The sequence below is a fragment of the Paractinoplanes lichenicola genome, from assembly GCF_016785085.1.
In the GTDB taxonomy this organism is placed as follows: Bacteria; Actinomycetota; Actinomycetes; order Mycobacteriales; family Micromonosporaceae; genus Actinoplanes; species Actinoplanes lichenicola.
Map to the genome: position 1 here is coordinate 251,979 of NZ_JAENHO010000008.1, position 18,967 is coordinate 270,945.

Below are 18,967 nucleotides of genomic sequence, written 5' to 3' on the forward strand. Positions count from 1 at the left end.
CTTCGAGGTGTGGCGTCAGAGGTGGCGGCCCGGGACCGGTTGTCGGGGCCGCGGAGGCCGGTAGTGCCGGGGCGGTGGCGTTGAGGCGTGTGGCGTCAGGGGTGGCGGTCAGGGAGCGGTTGTCGAGGCCGGTAGTGCCGGGGTGGTGGCGTGTGGTGTCAGAGGTGACGGTCGGGGGACCAGTTGTCGGCGCCGCGCAGGAAGGCCGGAACCGTCTGCGTGGCGGCCTCGGCCGCGGTCAACTGGGGCCGGTCGGGTGTGATCAGGGCGCCCCGGCCGTAGTTGCGGTATTCGGCGAAGCGGGCGTCCTGCCAAGGCCACGTCCCGAAGTCGCTCCACGCGGCCGGGCCGATGTGCGCGTCGATGCGCGAGTCGCGGATGACGGTCTGGCCGATCGCGTTCGGGTCCTGGCTCGGATGCCACGGCCGTCCGAGAAAGACGCTGGCCGCCGGGGCGTCGGACGTGAACGCGCAACGAGCGAACAGGAACCCGTGCGCGTTGGCGATATCAGTGCTCGGCGCCGTGACGTACCCGCGCGGGGTTGACTCTCGGTCCAGCGAGTGGATCCGGCAGCGCTCGAAGACGGCCGTGGCCCGGCCGAAGATGAAGTCGACGTCCCCCTCGACGTAGCAGTCCCGGAAATACGCACGGGCGATCGTCGTAGCGGCCGAACTGTTCGCGTACAGGGTGTCCTGATTGCCGAGGAACCGTACGCGCGTGAACGCCACCCGATCGGCCCGCGTCAGCACGGCGACCGCCTGCCGGTTGGTGATCTCGGGATGGGCTGCCTCGTCGAACAGGTTCGCGAACGTCAGGTTGTGCGCCCGAAACCCCGCCCCGTCCACGGTCACCGACGCGCTGCCCGTCGTGCCCCACGTGCCCCCGGCCGGATTGGGCGTCCCATTGGCCCGATCGTCGGCGATCACCACGTCGCCGGCCCGCCGCCCGAGCCCGACGATCGTGACGTCCGGCCGGTCCGCGGGGATGACAACCCTTCCCCGGTACGTCCCCGGCCGCACCGCGATCACGGTGCCGCCGCCGTCCACCGCCTCCTGAATGCCGGCGTAGTCCCCGCTTCCGTCCCCAGCCACCACGACACGCCGACCGGCCCCCGCCTGCTGCATCGCGCCGACCGGCTCACCCGGTGCCGCGGAGGCCGCCCGCCCACCGAAGAGCGAAGACACCGTGACGACCCCCACCGAGGCCCCAAGAAACGTCCGCCGCCGCATGCCACGTCTCCCACCGCTCGCCAAAAGCTCTTAGGTAAGGCCTTTCCTGCCGAACGGTAGGCAGCCAATCGATGCCGGTCAATAGTCCGGAGCGAGCCTGCAAACTTCCCGCCGACCATGGCGAAGTAATCCCAGTTGGGCGCCATGATCTGCAAACGCGGCCGCTCGATCGGTGTCGATCAAGGCGGGGCGAAGCGCGCAGCGGCGAGGAGCCGAGCGGGCGAGCAAAGAGGTGAGCGCGCGTATGCCGGGGTGGATCGAGGCGTCTCAGGAGGCGGCGTCGGCCAGTTCCTCGAGCCGGCGGGCGATGGTCGCGCGAACCGAGTCGGCCGGCGCGGCCTCGACGGCCTCGACGTTGGCGCCCGACGCGCTGCCCCCGACGCTGACGAACCGTACCTGTGGGAAGGCGGCCGCGGCCTCGCTCACGGCATCGGTCTGGTTCTGCCCCACGGCGATGATGACGCCGCACTGGCTGCCGGTCAGCGCGGTCAGGTGGGCCCGGGCGTTGGCAGGCGTCTTCGGGCCGGTGACCGACAAATATTGGACCCGGGTGTGGCTCGACAGCGAGCTCTCCTGCATGGCCTGCCAGACCGGCTGGGCCGTCGCGCCGGTGATCCCGGCCTCGTCGGTGAGCAGGCAGGCGGTGGCGTCGACGAACTCGAACTGCCGCGGCGGCTCCGGCCACAGCAGCCATGTCCCCAGCCCGGCCGCGATCGCGAGGGCCGTGGCGCCGCCCGCCCACCACAGGCGTCGCCGGTTCTTCGGGACGGGAGTCGCTCGTTGAGGCACCGGCGAATGTTATGACTTCAAGTTTTCCTAAACAATGCCTTGTGCAGATGTATCGATCCCTGGATGATCTCTCTCGCTGTTGCGTGGCCGATGCTCACGGTCACGGGATTCATGGGGGAACATCATGCGCCGCTCGGTCGGTGTGGCTACTGCTTTGGCTTTGTTTCTGACGGTCGGACTGCCTCCGGGGGCGGTGCCCGGCGACGGCGGGTTCCCGCTGAGTGGTCTGCTGAAGTGGCTGGAACAGCCGGCGGCCCTGGCCGACGTGCTAGGCATGCCCGTGCAGCAGACGCCCTCCGGCCAGGGGGACCAGGGACATTACGTCTCCGGTGACAAGACCCGCGCCAACGGCGGGTCGGGTCAGCCGGCCGGACGCGGCATCGGCGCGGTTCCTGCCTCGCTTCCCGAGCCGGAGCAGCCGGGGCCGTGGAAGGCGCCGCCAGCGGCCGGCGCGGACAGCTTCGACGAGAAGACCAGCAAGCGCGTGCCGGAACGGTCCGGCGAGCGGTTCACCGAGTTCAAGAACGCCGACGGGTCCGTCACCCGCCGGCTCTACGGCAGCCGGGTCAACTATCGGGACGCCAAAGGCCGATACCAGCCGATCGACACCGGCCTGACCCGTCGCGACGGCCGCCTCGAAACCACCGCGAACTCCCTCTCCACGAGCCTGGCGGCCGAGGGCGCCGCCGAATCCCTGGTCTCGCTGACGACCGCCTCCGGCGACACTGTCGCGCTCGGGATGTCCGGCGCCGCCGCCGCGCCCGCCGCGGTCGACGGGTCCGTGGCGGCGTACGGGGAAATTCTTTCCTCGACGGACCTCGAGGCGGAAAGCCTGGCCGACGGGGTGCGCACGACCATCGTCCTGAAGGCGCCGGCGGCGGGCAATCAGTGGGTCCTTCCGCTAGATCTCGACGGGCTGACCGCGAGCCGGCAGACGGACGGCTCGATCGCCCTGGCCGGTGCCGACGGCAAGGCGGCGCTGCGGATGGCGCCGGGCCGCCTGGAGGATTCCAAGGTCGACCCGAAGTCCGGCACGCCCGCCCAGTCGCCCGCGGTGACCTACGAGCTGGCGACCGTCGAGGGCGCCCAGACGCTCAAGGTGACGGCCGACCCGGCCTGGCTGACCGACCCGGCCCGCGAATACCCCGTACGCCTCACGTCCACCATCCTGACCGCGGACGCCCGCACCGACACCTTCGCCGACAGCGACGACGCCACCACCAACCGGGACACCGACGACCTGCCCGTCGGCACCTGGAAGGACAAGTCGACGGTCGCGCGGTCGTTCCTGGGCTTCGACGCCAAGGCGGCCGACAGTTTCGGGGCCAAGCGGGTCCGGTCGGCCACGCTGCACCTGTACCACTCGTGGTCGGCCGACTGCGCCAACCAGCAGCCGATCTCCGTCCACCGGGTCGGCGAGGCCTTCAAGGGGACCGCACCGGCCGACGACGGCGGGCTGGCCGCCGCCCCCTCGTACTCGGCGCCGATCGGCACTCTGAGGGTCACCGACAACAAGCCGGCGTGCACCAACGAGGAGGCCGACCGTGGTGTCGGCAAGTGGTGGCGCGCCGAGTTGGACCCCGGCGCGGTGGCCGACTGGTCGGCCGGGCAGCCCGCCGACGCCGGACTCGCCCTGACCACCTCGGAGACCGACGCCGCGGCGTTCAAGCGGTTCACGTCGGGCAACGTCGAGGGCGGCGAGTTCCAGCCGTTCGTCGAGGTGACCGCGGCCGACAACGTGCCGCCGCAGGTCAACGAGCAGTACCCGGGCTATGGCCAGGCGGTCACGACGCTGACGCCGGAGCTTCTGGCCGACGCGTCCGATCCCGACCTCGGACCCAAGTCGATGACGTACACCTTCATCATCTACAGCAACGACTCCAAGACCGAGATCCACCGGGCGAAGGACCTCCGGCGGAAGTCGTACACCGTGCCGGCCAGGGTGCTCAAGTGGGGTGAGTCCTACTACTGGAGCGTGCTGGTCGACGACGGCCAGGGCACCAACGCCGAGTCGCTCTACAAGAACCTGCTGGTCACCGCGGTGCCGCAACCGGCCATCACGTCCGGGCTGTCGCAGAACTCGGGTCGCGCGTTCGACCCGGCGGTCGGCAACTACACCACCATGGCCCGCGACGCGATGGTCACCACGATCGGCCCGCCGCTGGAGATCGCGCGCTACTACAACAGCAACGACCCGCGTACCGGGCAGGCCCTGGGCGCCGGCTGGTCCAGCATCCTCGACGCCAAGGCCACCAACCGCGGCAACACCGTCGTCGTGACCTATCCGGACGGGCGCGAGATGGGGTTCGGCCGCAACGTCACCTCCACGGGCGTCATCTGGTACAGCTCGCCGGCCGGCCGGGGCACCGTGCTCTCGCCGATGTCGGGCGGCTACCAGCTCTGGGAGAAGGACGGCACTCGTTACGAGTTCACGCAGAACACCACGACCGCGGTCCGGTCGCTCAGCGCCATCAAGGACGTCCACGGCCGTACGCTCAAGCTGAACTGGGTCGGCAAGAAGCTCGACAACCTGCAGTCCGCGTCGGGCCGGAAGCTCTTCTTGAAATGGGATAACGACGACAACCCGGTGCGGGTGGAAAAGGTCCACACCGACCCGGTGAACGGCGCCGCGAACACGTGGTCCTACTTCTACACCGGCACGTCGCTGACCAAGGTCTGCCCGCCGACCTCGGCCGACAAGTGCCACACCTATCAGCACACCGACGGCTCGCTCTACCCGACCGCCGTGAGCAACACCCAGCCCAGCTCGTACTGGCGGCTGAATGAGGCGAGCGGCGCGGTGGCGGCCAGTTCCGTGCTCGAGAACGCCGGCACGGACCGGGGAAACTACGTCGACGTCAACTACAGCGTCGACGGCCCGCTCACCGGCACGGCCTCCCGGGCGACTGGCTTCAACGGGTCGACGTCGAAGGTCGTGCTGCCGGCGAAACTGGCCGGGGATGCCGCCAATCAGTCGATCAGCATGTGGATGAAGACCGGCCTGAGCGGCCGGGCTCAGGTGCTGTACGGGCAGTCCTGGCAGAACAACGCCAACGTCCACACCAAGGCGGGCTACAACCCGACCCTCTACATCGACAAGGAAGGGTGGCTGCGAGGTGGCTTCCCGGTTGCCCCCAAGCCGGGCAGCGCGCTGGACAGCCTCGTGCACCCCGAGACCGGCGACTGTATCGACCCTCGCACGGTTTTGCCGGGGACCGGCGAGATGCTGGTCCTGCAGCCCTGCTCGGGTGCGGTGAACCAGAAGTGGAACTGGTCGTCGAGCCGTCAGCTGTACGGGACGATCGACGGAGTCAAGAAGTGCCTCGCCCCGGCGGGTGACGGGGTCGGCAACGAAATGATCGTCGCGGAGACGTGCAACGACAGCGTCGCCAAGCAGAAGTGGGACGTGCGGGCCAACGGGCAGATCGTCAACGACTGGTCGTACATGTGCTTCAGCAAGATCGAATACTTGCTGCGCCCGACGATCGGGCAGCGGACGTGTGAGACCAAGGTGCGCCCCATGTGGCAGACCTACTTCCCGCGCAGTCACGCCGTGGCCGGCGGGCAGATCAAGGTCAACGACAACAAGTGGCATCACATCGTGCTGTCGGCGGCCGGCAACGAGCAGACGTTGTACGTTGACGGCGACGTGCGCGGCACCCTGGACAACCCGGTGCAGGAGTTGAACCACGTCTACTCCTACCTGGGCATGGGCTGGGTCGGCGGCGGCTGGGCCGGCAACGACACCGTCGACTCGACGAGCAACATGGGCTATCTCAAACCCTTCGCCGGGTCCATGGCCGAGGTGGCGCTCTACGACAGCCCGGTCAGCCAGCAGACGGCCCAGGACATGTACGCGGCCCAGGAACCGGTTCGTCAGGTGAGCAAGGCGCTCCGCCCGTCCGGTGGAGTGGCCGCCGATGTCACGTACGACCGCGTCAGCGGCCGCGTGAACCAGGTGATCGACAGCAACGGCGCGACGTGGCGCCCGCAGCCGCCGACCGTGGGTGGCACGACCAAGGTGCACGAGAGTGCCGTGCTCGCCGGTGTGCCCAGCGACTACTGGCGCATGGCCGAACCGAGCGGCGTCGTAGCGGTCAACCAGGTCAACGGCAACGAGGCCAGATACAACGAGGTCTCCCTGAACGTCGCCAGCGGTCCGTTCGATCCACACGGCACCGCGGCGGCCTTCGACGGAGCGAAATCGCGCCTCGACGTCCGCAACCCCGGTGGCATTTGCGGCGGAACCTGCCCGGAACCGAAGGTGGACATGGACAAGTACGCCGTGTCCATGTGGTTCAAGACCTCGGTCAACGGCTACCCACTGTTCAGCTATGGCAGCGTGCCGGTCCAGCCGGGCGCCACCACCTCCACCCGGACCCACACGGCGCTCTATGTCGACTCCGAGGGCCACCTTCGCGGCCAGTTCGCCATGGAGAAGGGTTCTTCCCCCATACCCCCTATCAATTGGCCGATCCGCAGCGAGGCCAGGGTCAACGACAGCAAGTGGCACCATGTGGCGTTGGTCACCTGGGACGAGAACCAGACGCTCTATGTGGACGGCAAAGCGCAGGGCAGCCGGCCCTGGGCCCCGCTCCGGGACGGCGTGGCTAAGTACATGTATGTCGGTGCGGGCTACCTCGGGGGCGGCTACACGCCGGGAACATACGACACCGTCGGCCCGACCGCGCGTTCCTTCCTGGGCCAGATCGCCGAGGTCGCGCTCTACGACAAGCCGCTCGACGGCAAGATGGTCGAGGCGCAGTTCAAGGCGCGGTCGGCCGCGCAGTCAACGGTCGTGCCGTCCGTCACCTACAGCGTGCAGCAGCCGGACAACACCGTGAGCCGGGACGTCCACGAGTTGCAGAGCGGCCGCAAGCTCGCCGAGGTCGACGCGCTCGGCAACACGACCCGGTACGGCTACAACAGCCGGGGCAACCTGCGCACGGTCACCGACCCCATCGGCAACATGACCATCAACGAGCACGACATCCGGGGCAACGTCGTCTCGACCGCCACCTGTCAGGACAGGTCCGAGCGCAAGTGCTCGACGACGTACTACACGTATTGGCCGAACGCGACGTCCGAGCAGTTGGATCCGAGCGTGATGAACGATCGGCTGCTGACCAAGCGCGGTCCCGGTTCCAAAACGGCGACGGATGACACTTACCTCACGAAGTACGACTACAACGTGAACACGGCCGCCCGGATTGCGGAGACCGACCCGTTGGGCCGCCGGAGCACCGTCAGGTACACCACGTCGCCGGCCGGTCTGCCCACCGAGGTCGTCAAGCCCGGCGGGGGCGTCGTGTCCATCGCCTACGAGGCGAACGGCGACGTCCGGGAGATGACCGACCCGGCCGGCCTGAAGACCAGCTACCTGTACGACGCCCTCGGGCGGACAATCCAGGAGACCGAATCCGTCGGCGGCACGGAACGGTCGAAGATCACCTACGAGCACGACAAACAGGACCGGGTCGTCAAAGAGACGGGCGCCACGTTCGAAAACCGGGTGACCGGTCTGCCCCACACGCCCGTCACCTCGACGGTCTACAACGACGACGGCCTCGTGACCTCGGAGACTGTGTCCGACGGGGACGGGGGGAACGGCCGCGACGCCCCACGTACGGTGACCTACGGTTACGACCAGTACGGGCGCAAGGCGACCGAGACCGACGCCCTCGGCAATACCTTGACACTGGGGTACGACGCGTACGGGCGGGTCAGCACACAGACCCACGCCGACAGGAGCGTCATCAAGACGACGTACGACCCGCTCGGCCGCGAGCTCAAGGTCGAAGTGCCCGGTGAGAAGCTGCCGGTCAAGGAGATGAGCTACGACTTCGCGGGCCGGCTGAACTCGGTCAAGGACGCGAGGGGTTACCTCACCACTTACGAGTACACCGACAACAACCTGCTCACCAAGGTCACCCGGTGGAACGGCCAGACCGAGAAGACCAGCGAGGGTACTTTCGTCGAGGAGGAGAACGAGTACGACCCGGCCGGCAACTTGAAGACCCAGATCACCAATGACGGCCGGACCAAGACCACCCGGACCTACGACGAGGCGGGCCGCGGGCTCACCGCGACGCTCGACCCCGGCGGTCTGAACCGCACCACCACGCAGACGTACTCGGCCAACGACGACGTGCTGACCACGACGCTCTCCGACAACTCCGGAACCGTGGGCAAGTCCGAGGCTTTCTACGACAAGCTCGGCCGGGCCCTGGCCGAGACCACCTACACGTCCAAGGACCCGCTGGCCCCGGTGTTCCGGTGGAAGTTCGACTCAATCTTCGACAGCGCCACCGCCGACTCCGTCGGTAACTCGCGCGGCACGGTCACCCCCAAGGCCATGTGGTCGACCGAACGGGGCGGCTCCGTGGCGCTGACCGGCTCCCACGCGTTCGTCAAGTCCGAGCAGCCGGTGGTCGACACCACCCGGGCCTTCACGGTGGGTCTCTGGGTCAACGTCGGCGATACAGCCAACGACCGCTCCCTGCTGTCGATGCCGACCGGTGCCGGACCGACTGTGATGTCGCTGTCGTACATGGTCGGCGGCGCCTGGGAGCTGACGATGACCGGCGAGACGGGCACAGGCGTGCCCGAGACCGTCACGGTCCGGACCGCCAACGGGACGGCCACGGCCGGGACATGGACGCATCTGGCTGCCTCTTACGATCCGGAGAACAAGACAGCCACGCTCCACGGCGACCGCAACGGTGCCAGTGCCGTGCTGGGCAGTGCCAAGGCCAAAGCGGACGACTTCCGTCCGCTGTCGGCCTCCTCGATCCAGATCGGGCAGGCGTCTACTCTTTCGACGCCGCAGGGCCTGGTCGACGATGTGATCGTCTTCCAGCGGGCGGTCCCCGCCGCCGACATGGCAACGGTGCGCGCCGGCACGGCCGCGGCCCTGTCGGCGCGGGTGGTGCGTTCGAGCCAGAACCTCGACCGGGACGGCTCGGCCCTCTCGGCGACCGACGCCCGGGGCAACACGACACTGATCGAGAACGACGCGGCCGGGCGTCCCGTCCACGTCAAGTCGCCGCAGGTGAGCGCCGTGACCGGGGAAGGGGCGCCGGTCTCCACGTTCGCGATCTCGATGGTCGGCTACAACACCTTCGGCGAGCTCACCGAGCAGCAGGACCCCCGGGGCAACAAGACGATCACCCGGTACGACGCCGCCGGTCGCCCGGTCGAGACGGAGCTGCCGAGCTACCTGGCGCCGGGTTCGTCGACGCCGATCGTGGCCAGAACCACCAACAAGTTCAACGCGGCGGGCCAGGTCGAGTCGACGACCGACCCGCTCGGCGCGACCATCCGGTTCGAGTACGACTCGTTCGGCCGGACAACCAAGGTCACTGCGGCCGACGGCGGGGTGAGCCGTTTCGCCTACACCCCGGACGGCGAGTTGCTGGAGCAGGAGGACCCGACCGGGGCCAAGGCCACCGCCACCTACGACTTCCTGGGCCGCACGGAGACCAGCACCCAGGCCGTACGCCAGACCGGCGAGGCGAACAAGACGGAGATCCAGCACATCGCGAGTCCCTGGCCCGATGTCGTGAAGTCGGCGGCCGGTGTCGAGACGAGGATGCAGTACAACGCCGCCGGCGAGCAGACCTCGGTCCAGGACGCCGACCAGAACATCACCAAGACGGAGTACGACGGCGCCGGGCGGCCGGTCAAGGTGACTTCCCCGGACAAGACCTACGAGACAGCGGTCTACGACCTGGCCGGCCGCCTGCTGGAGACCAGGGCGTACTCGGCCACCGACGAGCTGCTGCGCACGGTCTCCAGCCGGTACGACGCCGCCGGCAACCTCATCGAGGCCACTGATGCCCGCCGCACGACCAAGAAGTTCGCGTACGACGCGCTCGGGCAGCTGGTGTCGCAGACCGAGCCGATCAGCGGCTCCGACGAGATCGTGTCCACCTTCGGCTACGACCTCGCCGGGCAGCGCACCCGGTTCACCGACGGTCGGGGCAACCGCTTCGTCACCACGTACAACGCCTGGGGTCTGCCCGAGTCGCAGATCGAGCCGGCCACGGAGGCCCACCCCGATCCGGCCGACCGCACGTTCACCACGTCCTATGACGCCGCCGCGCGGCCGGTGCGGGTCGACTCGCCGGGCGGGGTGCGGGTGACGTCGGAGTACGACGAGATGGGCCGGCTGGTGCGTAACGCGGGCACCGGCGCCCAGGCGGCGACGACCGACAAGACCTTCGAGTACGACCTGACCGGCCGGGTGACGTCGCTGACCGGCTCGGCCGGGACGACCACGGTCGCGTACGACGACCGGGGTCTGCCGACGACGATCGGCGGGGTGTCGGGAGCGTCGTCCTACAGCTACAACCCGGATGGGGCACTGGCCTCGCGGACCGATGCGGCCGGGACGACCTCCTACACGTACGACAACGTCGGCCGGCCCGACAAGGTGGTGAACACGGGCGCGGGCGTCGACATGAAATACACGTACGACGCGATGTCGCAGGTCAAGTCGATCAAGTACGACACCACCGGCAACGTCCGGTCGTTCGGCTACGACAACCTGCACCGGGTGACCTCCGACGAGCTGAAGACGGCCGGTGGTGCGAGCGTCGCCAAGATCGCGTACGGGTGGGATGCCAACGACAACCTGAAGTCCAAGACGACGACCGGGTTCTCCGGGGCGGCCGCCAACACCTACACGTACGACCTGGCCGACCGGCTGGTCGGGTGGGACAACGGCAGCACACCGGTGGTCTACGCCTTCGACAAGTCGGGCAACCGGACGCAGGCCGACGGCAAGACGTTCACCTACGACGAGCGCAACCAGCTGATGTCGTCGTCGGACGGCACGCAGTATCACTACTCGGCGCGGGGAACCCTCACCAGCACCGTCGAGGGCGGCCTCGAGCAGGAGACGGTAACCGACGCGTTCAACCAGGTGCTGTCTCAGACCGCGGCGGGCGGACAGAAACAGACATACACGTACGACGGGCTGGGCCGGCTGATCAAGCCGAACCTGACCTACACCGGCCTCGGCAACACGGTGGCCGGGGACAGCACCGCCACGTACGTCCGGGATGCCGGCGGCGGCCTGGTCGGTGTCGCGTCCGGGGCGAACAAGCGCTACGCGTGGACGGACCTGCACACCGACGTGGTGGGCGAGTTCTCCGGCACCGGCACAACCCTCGCGGCCTCGGTCGCCTACGACCCGTGGGGCAAGGTCATCGCCTCCGGCGGCATGATCGGAAGGCTCGGCTTCCAATCGCAGTGGACCGACGAGGGCACCGGCAAGGTCAATATGTGGGCCCGCTGGTACGACCCGGAGACGGGAGCGTTCGACACCCGCGACGCGGCGTCGAACAACCCGACCCCCGGATCCGGGGCGGCCAACCGCTTCGCGTACGCCGAGGGTGACCCGCTCGGCAACACGGACACCACCGGGTACGGCGTGGACGGCAAGTGCGGCTCGTACGACTACGAGTGCGAGCTGAAGAAGTATCAGGCGCAGCTGGCCCAATACACCCGTGACATGGATCAGCATCAGCGTGACGTCCAGTTCACCGGGGAGGACATCGCGCGGCAGCAGGCCGACTACGAGCGGGCCGAACGCGAGAGCAACACGCCGCTCCTGGACATCCTGCTGCAGGTCGGTGTCGGGATGCTGCTCGACCTGATCGGTTACAACGCGATCGTGGGGTGCCTTGAGGGCAGTGCCATGGACTGCATCGACCTGGCGTCCAACTTCCTGGGCCCGGTCAAGATGTTCAAAATGGCCAGGTCGCTGTACAAGGCGATCGACCGGGCGTTGAGCGGCTACCGGATGTGGCGGCGCATCATCGACGGCGCCCGCACGATGATGAACCGCGCCTCGATGCTGCTGAACCAGGCCCGCAAGCATCTGAGCGACCTGATGCAGAAGGTGCCGAAGAAACCGAAGCCACCCAAGAAGAAGACCAAGCCGCCGGCGAAGAAGAAGCCCAAGCCGAAGGCGAAACACCGGCCGAAGGCAAAGTCGTCGGAGCCGGCGAAGCCACCGAAGGCGAAGACGTCGAAGAAGAGGGCGGAGAAGCCGGAGAAGGAGCGGCCGGAACGCCCGGAGAAGCCGGAGGGCTCAGACCGTCCGTCGGTGTCGGAGCAGCCTGCGGAACAGCGCAACGTCGTCAAGGCGGACAAAGTCGACGACCCGCAGACAGCGGCGACGTGTCACAGCTTCGCGCCGGACACCCGGGTTCTGATGGCCGACGGCTCCGCCAGGCCAATCGTCGAGGTCAATGTCGGCGACAAGGTGGCGACGACCGACCCGGCGACGGGTGAGAACAGCGATCAGCTAGTGACGCTGCTGCACGCCAACCGTGACCGGGAACTGACCGACGTCACGGTGTCGACCGCGCCTGTCGCGGCCGAAAACTCGACCAGGGTGGTGACCGAGGGCAAGGGCGGTCGCAGTACCCGCGGCCCGACCGAATCCACGCTGGAGACCACTGCCAACCACCCGTTCTGGGACGCCACCACCGGCGAGTGGGTCGATGCCGCGGAGTTGACACCCGGCACGTCCACGCTGGTCGGCCCCAGCGGCGAAATCCAGTACGTCGTAGCAGTCCGCACCTTCACCGGTGCCCGGGTGATGCGCGACCTCACCGTCGATAACACCCACACGTACTATGTGATTGCCGGCAATAACCCGGTCCTCGTACACAACAACGACCCCGGCTTCATCAACCTGGGTGTGACGGGTGATTCTTGCCCACGATTTGGGTCTCGCGGGCCCGCTGGTAGTTTCGAGCCAGAAGTCAAGGTTCACGATCCGGAAGGGCCCTGGACGGTTGAATCGCGGGTCAGCGACGGGAACGCGTTGCGAAACGATGCCGGGATGCCTAAGGCGACCGGTCGGCTGCGAACCTGGACCAGCGCCATCAATGTTAAGACCGGTCAAATCGCCGTCGGCTGCTCTGGCGGCGGAAACTGTGCGGAAATCAACATCCTTGAAAAGACCGGTTGGCCAATGAATGACGTTCTATTTAATAGGGCGGCACAATATCAAAAAGACTCGCTGGGCAGGAAGGTGTGGGAGGAGAAACCTATCTGTGCGGTATGTCAGACAAGAATTCCTGAAGGAAACATCGTTCCAGGTGCTCTCTTTGCTCACTGAAGGGTGAATGACGTTGTCCGTGAAGGCAGTAGCCGCTCGCTTGGAGATTGGTAGGATTGATTGGTCGGCCTACCGGGCTCCGGCGAGTGGCGGCCCGGGCCTCCGCGATCTCTTTCTCGGTCTTCTCGATGCGAACGATGAATCCGAGGCGGTGGGCTGCAGTCTGGAATACCGGCTCGAAGTGCAATCGATGGTCTATGAAGTGGCGCTCCCCGCCGTTGGTGTGATCTTGGCTGCATACGCCGAAGATCTTCCTTTGTGGGTAGAAATGGAGTTTCTGAACGTACTGCACAACATAATTACGGGCGAGCCGCACCGATCGGAACTTGAGCTCGGAAACTTCGACTTGGTCGACAGGTGCATCGAGCGAGCTCGTGATGGAATCTGGGTTATGTACTCCCGATTGTCGAAGTGGAACTCCGACTTCCTTTTGGATGTACTTGAGGTAGTCGATAGTGACCGTGAGCGGTTCGCTGTCTTTAAAGCCGGATTTTACCCTGAGTAGATCTGTTTGAATTGCCCTTGCGCGGACTCCCATCAAACTGATGATCTTTAGAATCTTTTAAGCTGATTTCTGAAGTTGCGTCAGCGGGGCTGGGAGACCGGCCAGGTGCTTTCGCGGCGGATTAGTTCGGCTGAGACTGTCTCGACGCGTGGGGGAGTGTTGGGTGGGGGTGGGTTGAGGGCCAGTTGCATGGCGCGTTCGCCCAGCTCGGTCAAAGGTAGCCGGATCGAGGTCAGGGACGGGGTGACGTCTCGGGCGATGGGCATGTCGTCGTAGCCGATGACGCTCAGGAGGCGGCCCGCGGTGCGCATCGCGGCCAGGGCGCCCACGGCCATCGAGTCGTTGAGGGCGGCGATCGCGGTCACCGGGGGGTCGGCGGCCAGCAGTTCCGCCGTTGCGGCCTCGCCGCCGTCGCGAGTGAAGTCCGAGTGGACCACGTTCAGGGAACGGCCGTACGCGGAGGCGGCTCGGTGCAGGCCGGCCAGGCGGTCGGCCGTTGTGGTCAGGGCGGCGGGGCCGGCGATCACACCGACCGACGTGTGGCCCAGTTCGAACAGGTGTGAGCCGGCCAGGAAGCCGCCCTCCTCGTTCGCCGGGAGCACTGCGTCTGAGGCGTGGTGGTGGCGGCCGATCACCGCGATCCGCCCGCCCGTGGCCTCGAAGGCCGTCATCCGCTCGTCGAGTTCCTGTTCCGCGTCGGACGACAAATAGCCCGAGCCGGCCACGACGATCGCCGCCACCTGGTGGGCGTGCAGCAGGTCGATGTATTCGAGTTCGCGTTCGGGTTCGCGGAACGTGTTGCAGATGATGGTCAGGCGGCCGCTCGCCGTGGCGACCCGTTGCAGGCCGCGGGTGATCTCGGCGAAATACGGGTCGGAGACGTCGTGGACCAGCACGCCGACGGCGTTGCGGTTGGAGCGGGCCAGCATCTGGGCGTGCGCGTTGGGCACGTAGCGCAGCTCGGCCACCGCGGCCAGCACCCGGGCCCGCAGCTCCTCGGTGACCGGCTTCGAGCTGCCGTTGATGATGCGCGAGGCGGTCGCCGTGGACACCCCGGCGCGGCGGGCCACATCGGCCAACGTAGCCACGACCACCTCCGGTTCTTCAAACGCGCTGAGGATACCGCCGACGGTCTTGCCCGCTCGGCACCACGCCCCGTACGGTATCAGGAAAGCGCTTACCTAAGCGGTTTGCGAGCCAAGCGGAGGCTGGAGAGAGCATGGACCGCACCCCCCTCGGCATCATCCTCAACGGTGTCACCGGCCGGATGGGCCTGCGTCAGCACCTGATCCGCTCGATCCTCGCCATCCGCGAGGACGGCGGCCTCCCGCTGCGTGACGGCACCGTCCTGTGGCCCGAGCCCGTGCTGGTCGGCCGCAGCGAGACCAAGCTGCGCACGCTGGCCGAGCAGCACGGCCTCACCGACTGGACCACCGACCTCGACGGCGCGCTGGCCCGCCCCGACGTGCAGGTCTATTTCGACGCGCAGGTCACCTCGGCCCGGGTCAAGGCGCTGCGCACGGCGATCGAGGCCGGCAAGCACATCTACACCGAGAAGCCGGTCGCCGAGAGCCTGGCCGAGGCGGTCGACCTGGCCCGGGTGGCCGACGCGGCCGGCATCAAGCACGGCGTGGTGCAGGACAAACTGTTTCTTCCGGGCTTGCAGAAGTTGCTCCGCCTGGTGCGCGGCGGCTTCTTCGGGCAGATCCTCTCCGTACGGGGGGAATTCGGCTATTGGGTTTTCGAGGGTGACTGGCAGGCCGCGCAACGCCCGTCGTGGAACTACCGGGCGGCCGACGGCGGCGGCATCACGCTCGACATGTTCCCGCACTGGCACTACGTCCTGGAGCAGATCTTCGGACCCGTACGCTCGGTGACCGCCCGCTCGGTGACGCACGTCGACCGGCGCTGGGACGAGAGCGGCGAGCCCTACGCGGCGACCGCCGACGACGCCGTCTACGGCTGGTTCGAGCTCGACGGCGGCATCATCGCGCAGATCAACAGCTCCTGGGCCGTACGGGTCAATCGCGACGAACTGGTCGAGTTCCAGGTCGACGGCACGCATGGCAGCGCCGTCGCGGGTCTGCACCACTGCCGCATCCAGCCGCGCGCCGCCACCCCCAAGCCGGTGTGGGATCCGGACGTGCCGACCGCGCAGCGTTTCCGCGAGCAGTGGCAGGAGGTGCCCGACAACGAGGTCTTCGTCAACGGGTTCCGCGCCCAGTGGGAGCAGTTCCTGCGCTACGTGGCCGAGGACGGGCCCTACACCGGCGACCTGTGGGCCGGGGCGCGGGGCGTGCAGGTGGCCGAGCTCGGGCTGCAGTCGTCCCGCGAGGGCCGTCGCCTCGAGATCCCGGAGCTGGACCGATGAGGTTCAGCGGCCGCGGCACCTCCTATGCAGCGCCGGGGAAGCCGTTCACGAGCCGGATCGCGTACGCCGCGGCGCCGGTCACGGCCGACCCGGCAGCCGAGAACATTCCGGGCGCCCCCGCCGCGCTCGACTGGGACACCACGCTGCGGTTCCGGCACCACCTGTGGTCGTACGGGTTCGGGGTGGCCGAGGCGATGGACACCGCCCAGCGCGGCGCGGGGCTGGACTATCCGGCCACCCGCGAGCTGATCCGCCGCAGCGCCGCCGAAGCCCGGTCGGTCGGCGGCGCGATCGTGGCCGGCGTCGCCACCGACCAGCTGCTACCCGGTCCGGCGACCCTCGACGAGATCACCAAGGCCTATCTGGAGCAGTTGCACGACGTACGGGATGCTGGTGCGACCCCGGTCCTGATGTGCAGCCGGCATCTGGCCGCGGCCGCGCGGGACGCCGATGACTACAAGCGCGTCTACGGCGAGCTGCTGTCGCAATCGGACAAGCCGGTTCTGCTGCATTGGCTGGGTGAGGCGTTCGACCCCGCGCTGGCCGGTTACTGGGGCAACCGCGAGGCCGTCCTCGAGATCATCAACGAGCATCGCGATCGGGTGGCCGGCATCAAGCTGTCGCTGCTCGACGCCGACTACGAGATCGAGATGCGGCGGCGGCTGCCCGAGGGTGTGCGGATGTACACCGGCGACGACTTCAACTATCCGTCGCTGATCCTCGGCGACGACCAGGGGCATTCCGAGGCGTTGCTGGGGGTGCTGGCGGTGATCGCCCCACCCGCGGCGGCGGCCCTGCGTGCGCTCGACGAGGGCGACGTGACGACGTACGGGAAGATCTTGGAACCGACGCTGCCGCTCGCCCGGCATCTCTTCGCCGCGCCGACCTATCACTACAAGACCGGGATCGTGTTTCTGAACTGGCTCGCGGGCCATCAGGATCACCTCACGATGGTCAACGGCGCGCAGTCCGGGCGCTCGCCGCAGCACCTGCTCACGCTGATGAGGCTGGCCGACGAGGCGGGGCTGCTGCCCGACGCCGAGCTGGCCTCGCGCCGGGCCGACGCGTGGCTGACCACCGTGGGGCTGGCGCGATGAGGGGCTTCTCGCTCAACCAGGCCACCACCAAACGCTGGCCGCTCGACGAACTGGTGCCCGGCTGCGTGGCCGCGGGCGTCACCGGAGTCGGCCTCTGGCGCGAGGAAGTCGCCGACTACGGCACGGAAAAAGCCGCTTCCCTCGTACGCGATGCCGGCCTCACGGTCACGTCGTTGTGCCGGGGCGGGTTCTTCCACGCGGCCGACTGGTACGACGAGAACCGGCGCGCCATCGAGCAGGCGGTTGTTCTGGGGACCGACACGCTCGTGCTGGTCAGCGGCGGACTGCCGGGTTCGAGCCGGGACATCGACGGCGCCCGCCGGCACGTCGGCGACGCGATCGGCGCGCTCGTGCCCGACGCGCTGGCCGCGGGCGTCCGGCTGGCCATCGAGCCGCTGCACCCGATGTTCGCCTCGGACCGCTGCGTCGTCTCCACGCTCGATCAGGCCCTCCAGCTGGCCGCGCCCTATCCGGCTGAGGCGGTCGGCGTGGTGATCGACACCTATCACCTGTGGTGGGACGACACGGTGTGGGACGGCATCGCCCGCGCGGGTCGTGACGGACGGGTCGCCGCGTTCCAGCTGGCCGACTGGATCACGCCGCTGCCCGAGGGTGTGCTGCTGGGCCGCGGGCTGCCCGGCACCGGATCGGTCGACATGCGGCGCTTCGCGCAGGCCGTACGGGAGACCGGCTACGACGGCTACGTCGAGGTCGAGGTGTTCCACGAGGAGGTCTGGTCGCGGCCGGGCCCCGACGTGCTGGCCGAGGCGATCGCCGGCTACGAGGCGGCCGTCGCGTGAGCTTCCTGCGCGTGGGCGACACGTTCGTCGCCACGTACGTGATCGACCCGCCGCTCGACATCCGGCTCGCCCCCCGGCCCTATCTTCACCCCGTACGCACCCTGGCCGGCACGGTCGTGACCGACGAGCTCTGCTTCGACCACCCCTGGCACCTCGGCGCCTCGGTGACGATCGCCGACGTCAACGGCTGGAACTTCTGGGGCGGCCGCACGTTCGTCCGCGACCAGGGCTACACGTGGCTGACCGACCACGGCACGATCCGGCACGACGGCTGGGTGCCCGCCTCTTCACCGGGCGGCCTGTCGGAGAAGCTGCGCTGGTGCGACGGCGACGACCGCACGCTGCTGACCGAGCGCCGCTCTCTCACGGCGGGGGCGGCGCCCGGCGGGTGGGAGCTGTCCTTCCGGTACGCCCTGACGACCGCCCCGGGCCTGTCGGTCTCGCTGGGCAGCCCCGCCACCAACGGGCGTACGGGGGAAGCGGGTTATGGCGGTTTTTTCTGGCGCTGCCCGGGTGAACGCGCCGTCGCCAGCGAACCCCACGGCAGCACGGCCGAATCGGTGACCCTGACCGTGGACGACAAATACGCGCTGACGTTCCGGGGCCTGGCCGGCAAGGACCGCTGGTTCATCCGCACGGAGGGCTACATCGGCGTGTGCGCGGCCCTGGCCTGGGAGGACCCGCTAGTCGTCCCGGCCGGGGAGACGTTGTCCCGCCACATCCGGGTGCTGGTCACTGATCTGTAACGTCCGCAGATCACCATGCCCGAGCTGTCCTGGCTCACCTTCCAGGACCCGTACGAGGTCATCTCCGTCGGACAGCACGTCACCTGCGAGTTTCTTGCCTTCGACACCACCGATGGCGAGGCTCGCCTGTCGCTTCGCGCCACACGAACTCTCCACCGTGCCCATCGACACCCCCAACCAGGCAGTCCAGGTCGGCGACGAGGTCGTCGTCACCATCACAGAGATCGATCCGCTCCGTCGGCGGCTCGCGCTGTCGTGTCGCCGCTGATCGCGGATGGGCGCCAGAGTTGGGG

At 68.2% G+C, this 18,967-nt stretch carries 10 protein-coding genes; 7 read left to right on the forward strand and 3 right to left on the reverse strand.

The window, feature by feature from the left end; all coding sequences use genetic code 11:
- Positions 1 to 158 precede the first annotated feature (158 nt).
- Positions 159 to 1,184, reverse strand: coding sequence for a pectinesterase family protein (locus tag JKJ07_RS28260; protein WP_307834449.1), 1,026 nt, complete (start codon positions 1,182 to 1,184; stop codon positions 159 to 161).
- A gap of 312 nt (positions 1,185 to 1,496) precedes the next feature.
- Positions 1,497 to 2,018: a type 1 periplasmic-binding domain-containing protein gene (locus JKJ07_RS28265; protein ID WP_202994841.1), complete on the reverse strand. Its 522-nt coding sequence runs from the start codon at positions 2,016 to 2,018 to the stop codon at positions 1,497 to 1,499.
- Positions 2,019 to 2,142: 124 nt separating this feature from the next.
- On the opposite strand from JKJ07_RS28265, the gene JKJ07_RS28270 reads away from it, so the two are divergent.
- Positions 2,143 to 13,155: a LamG-like jellyroll fold domain-containing protein gene (locus JKJ07_RS28270; protein WP_202994842.1), complete on the forward strand. Its 11,013-nt coding sequence runs from the start codon at positions 2,143 to 2,145 to the stop codon at positions 13,153 to 13,155.
- A 19-nt stretch (positions 13,156 to 13,174) separates the two neighbouring features.
- A complete protein-coding gene (locus tag JKJ07_RS28275) occupies positions 13,175 to 13,660 on the forward strand; it encodes a hypothetical protein (RefSeq protein WP_202994843.1) in 486 nt (161 codons plus the stop codon).
- A gap of 80 nt (positions 13,661 to 13,740) precedes the next feature.
- Here the strand turns inward: JKJ07_RS28275 and JKJ07_RS28280 are convergent, their stop codons facing one another.
- Positions 13,741 to 14,748 carry a LacI family DNA-binding transcriptional regulator gene (locus JKJ07_RS28280; protein WP_202994844.1) on the reverse strand — a complete coding sequence of 336 codons (1,008 nt, stop codon included), beginning with the start codon at positions 14,746 to 14,748 and terminating at the stop codon, positions 13,741 to 13,743.
- A gap of 131 nt (positions 14,749 to 14,879) precedes the next feature.
- Between JKJ07_RS28280 and JKJ07_RS28285 the strand changes: the two genes are divergently transcribed.
- The 5 genes from JKJ07_RS28285 to JKJ07_RS52275 all read left to right on the forward strand — a co-directional run bounded on the left by JKJ07_RS28285 (position 14,880) and on the right by JKJ07_RS52275 (position 18,942).
- The gene (locus JKJ07_RS28285) at positions 14,880 to 16,031 is read left to right on the forward strand and encodes a Gfo/Idh/MocA family protein (RefSeq protein WP_202994845.1); all 1,152 of its coding nucleotides are present in this window, start codon (positions 14,880 to 14,882) and stop codon (positions 16,029 to 16,031) included.
- The gene (locus JKJ07_RS28290; protein WP_202994846.1) at positions 16,028 to 17,128 is read left to right on the forward strand and encodes a dihydrodipicolinate synthase family protein; all 1,101 of its coding nucleotides are present in this window, start codon (positions 16,028 to 16,030) and stop codon (positions 17,126 to 17,128) included. The genes JKJ07_RS28285 and JKJ07_RS28290 overlap by 4 nt, the downstream gene beginning before the upstream one ends.
- Complete coding sequence (locus JKJ07_RS28295) at positions 17,125 to 17,928, forward strand: sugar phosphate isomerase/epimerase family protein (protein WP_202994847.1); 804 nt, start codon at positions 17,125 to 17,127, stop codon at positions 17,926 to 17,928. The genes JKJ07_RS28290 and JKJ07_RS28295 overlap by 4 nt, the downstream gene beginning before the upstream one ends.
- Positions 17,925 to 18,674 (forward strand): DUF6807 domain-containing protein, encoded by a 750-nt coding sequence (locus JKJ07_RS28300; protein ID WP_202994848.1) that lies wholly within the window; start codon positions 17,925 to 17,927, stop codon positions 18,672 to 18,674. The genes JKJ07_RS28295 and JKJ07_RS28300 overlap by 4 nt, the downstream gene beginning before the upstream one ends.
- 112 nt (positions 18,675 to 18,786) lie before the next feature.
- Positions 18,787 to 18,942, forward strand: coding sequence for a S1 RNA-binding domain-containing protein (locus JKJ07_RS52275; RefSeq protein WP_369077005.1), 156 nt, complete (start codon positions 18,787 to 18,789; stop codon positions 18,940 to 18,942).
- Positions 18,943 to 18,967 lie beyond the last annotated feature (25 nt).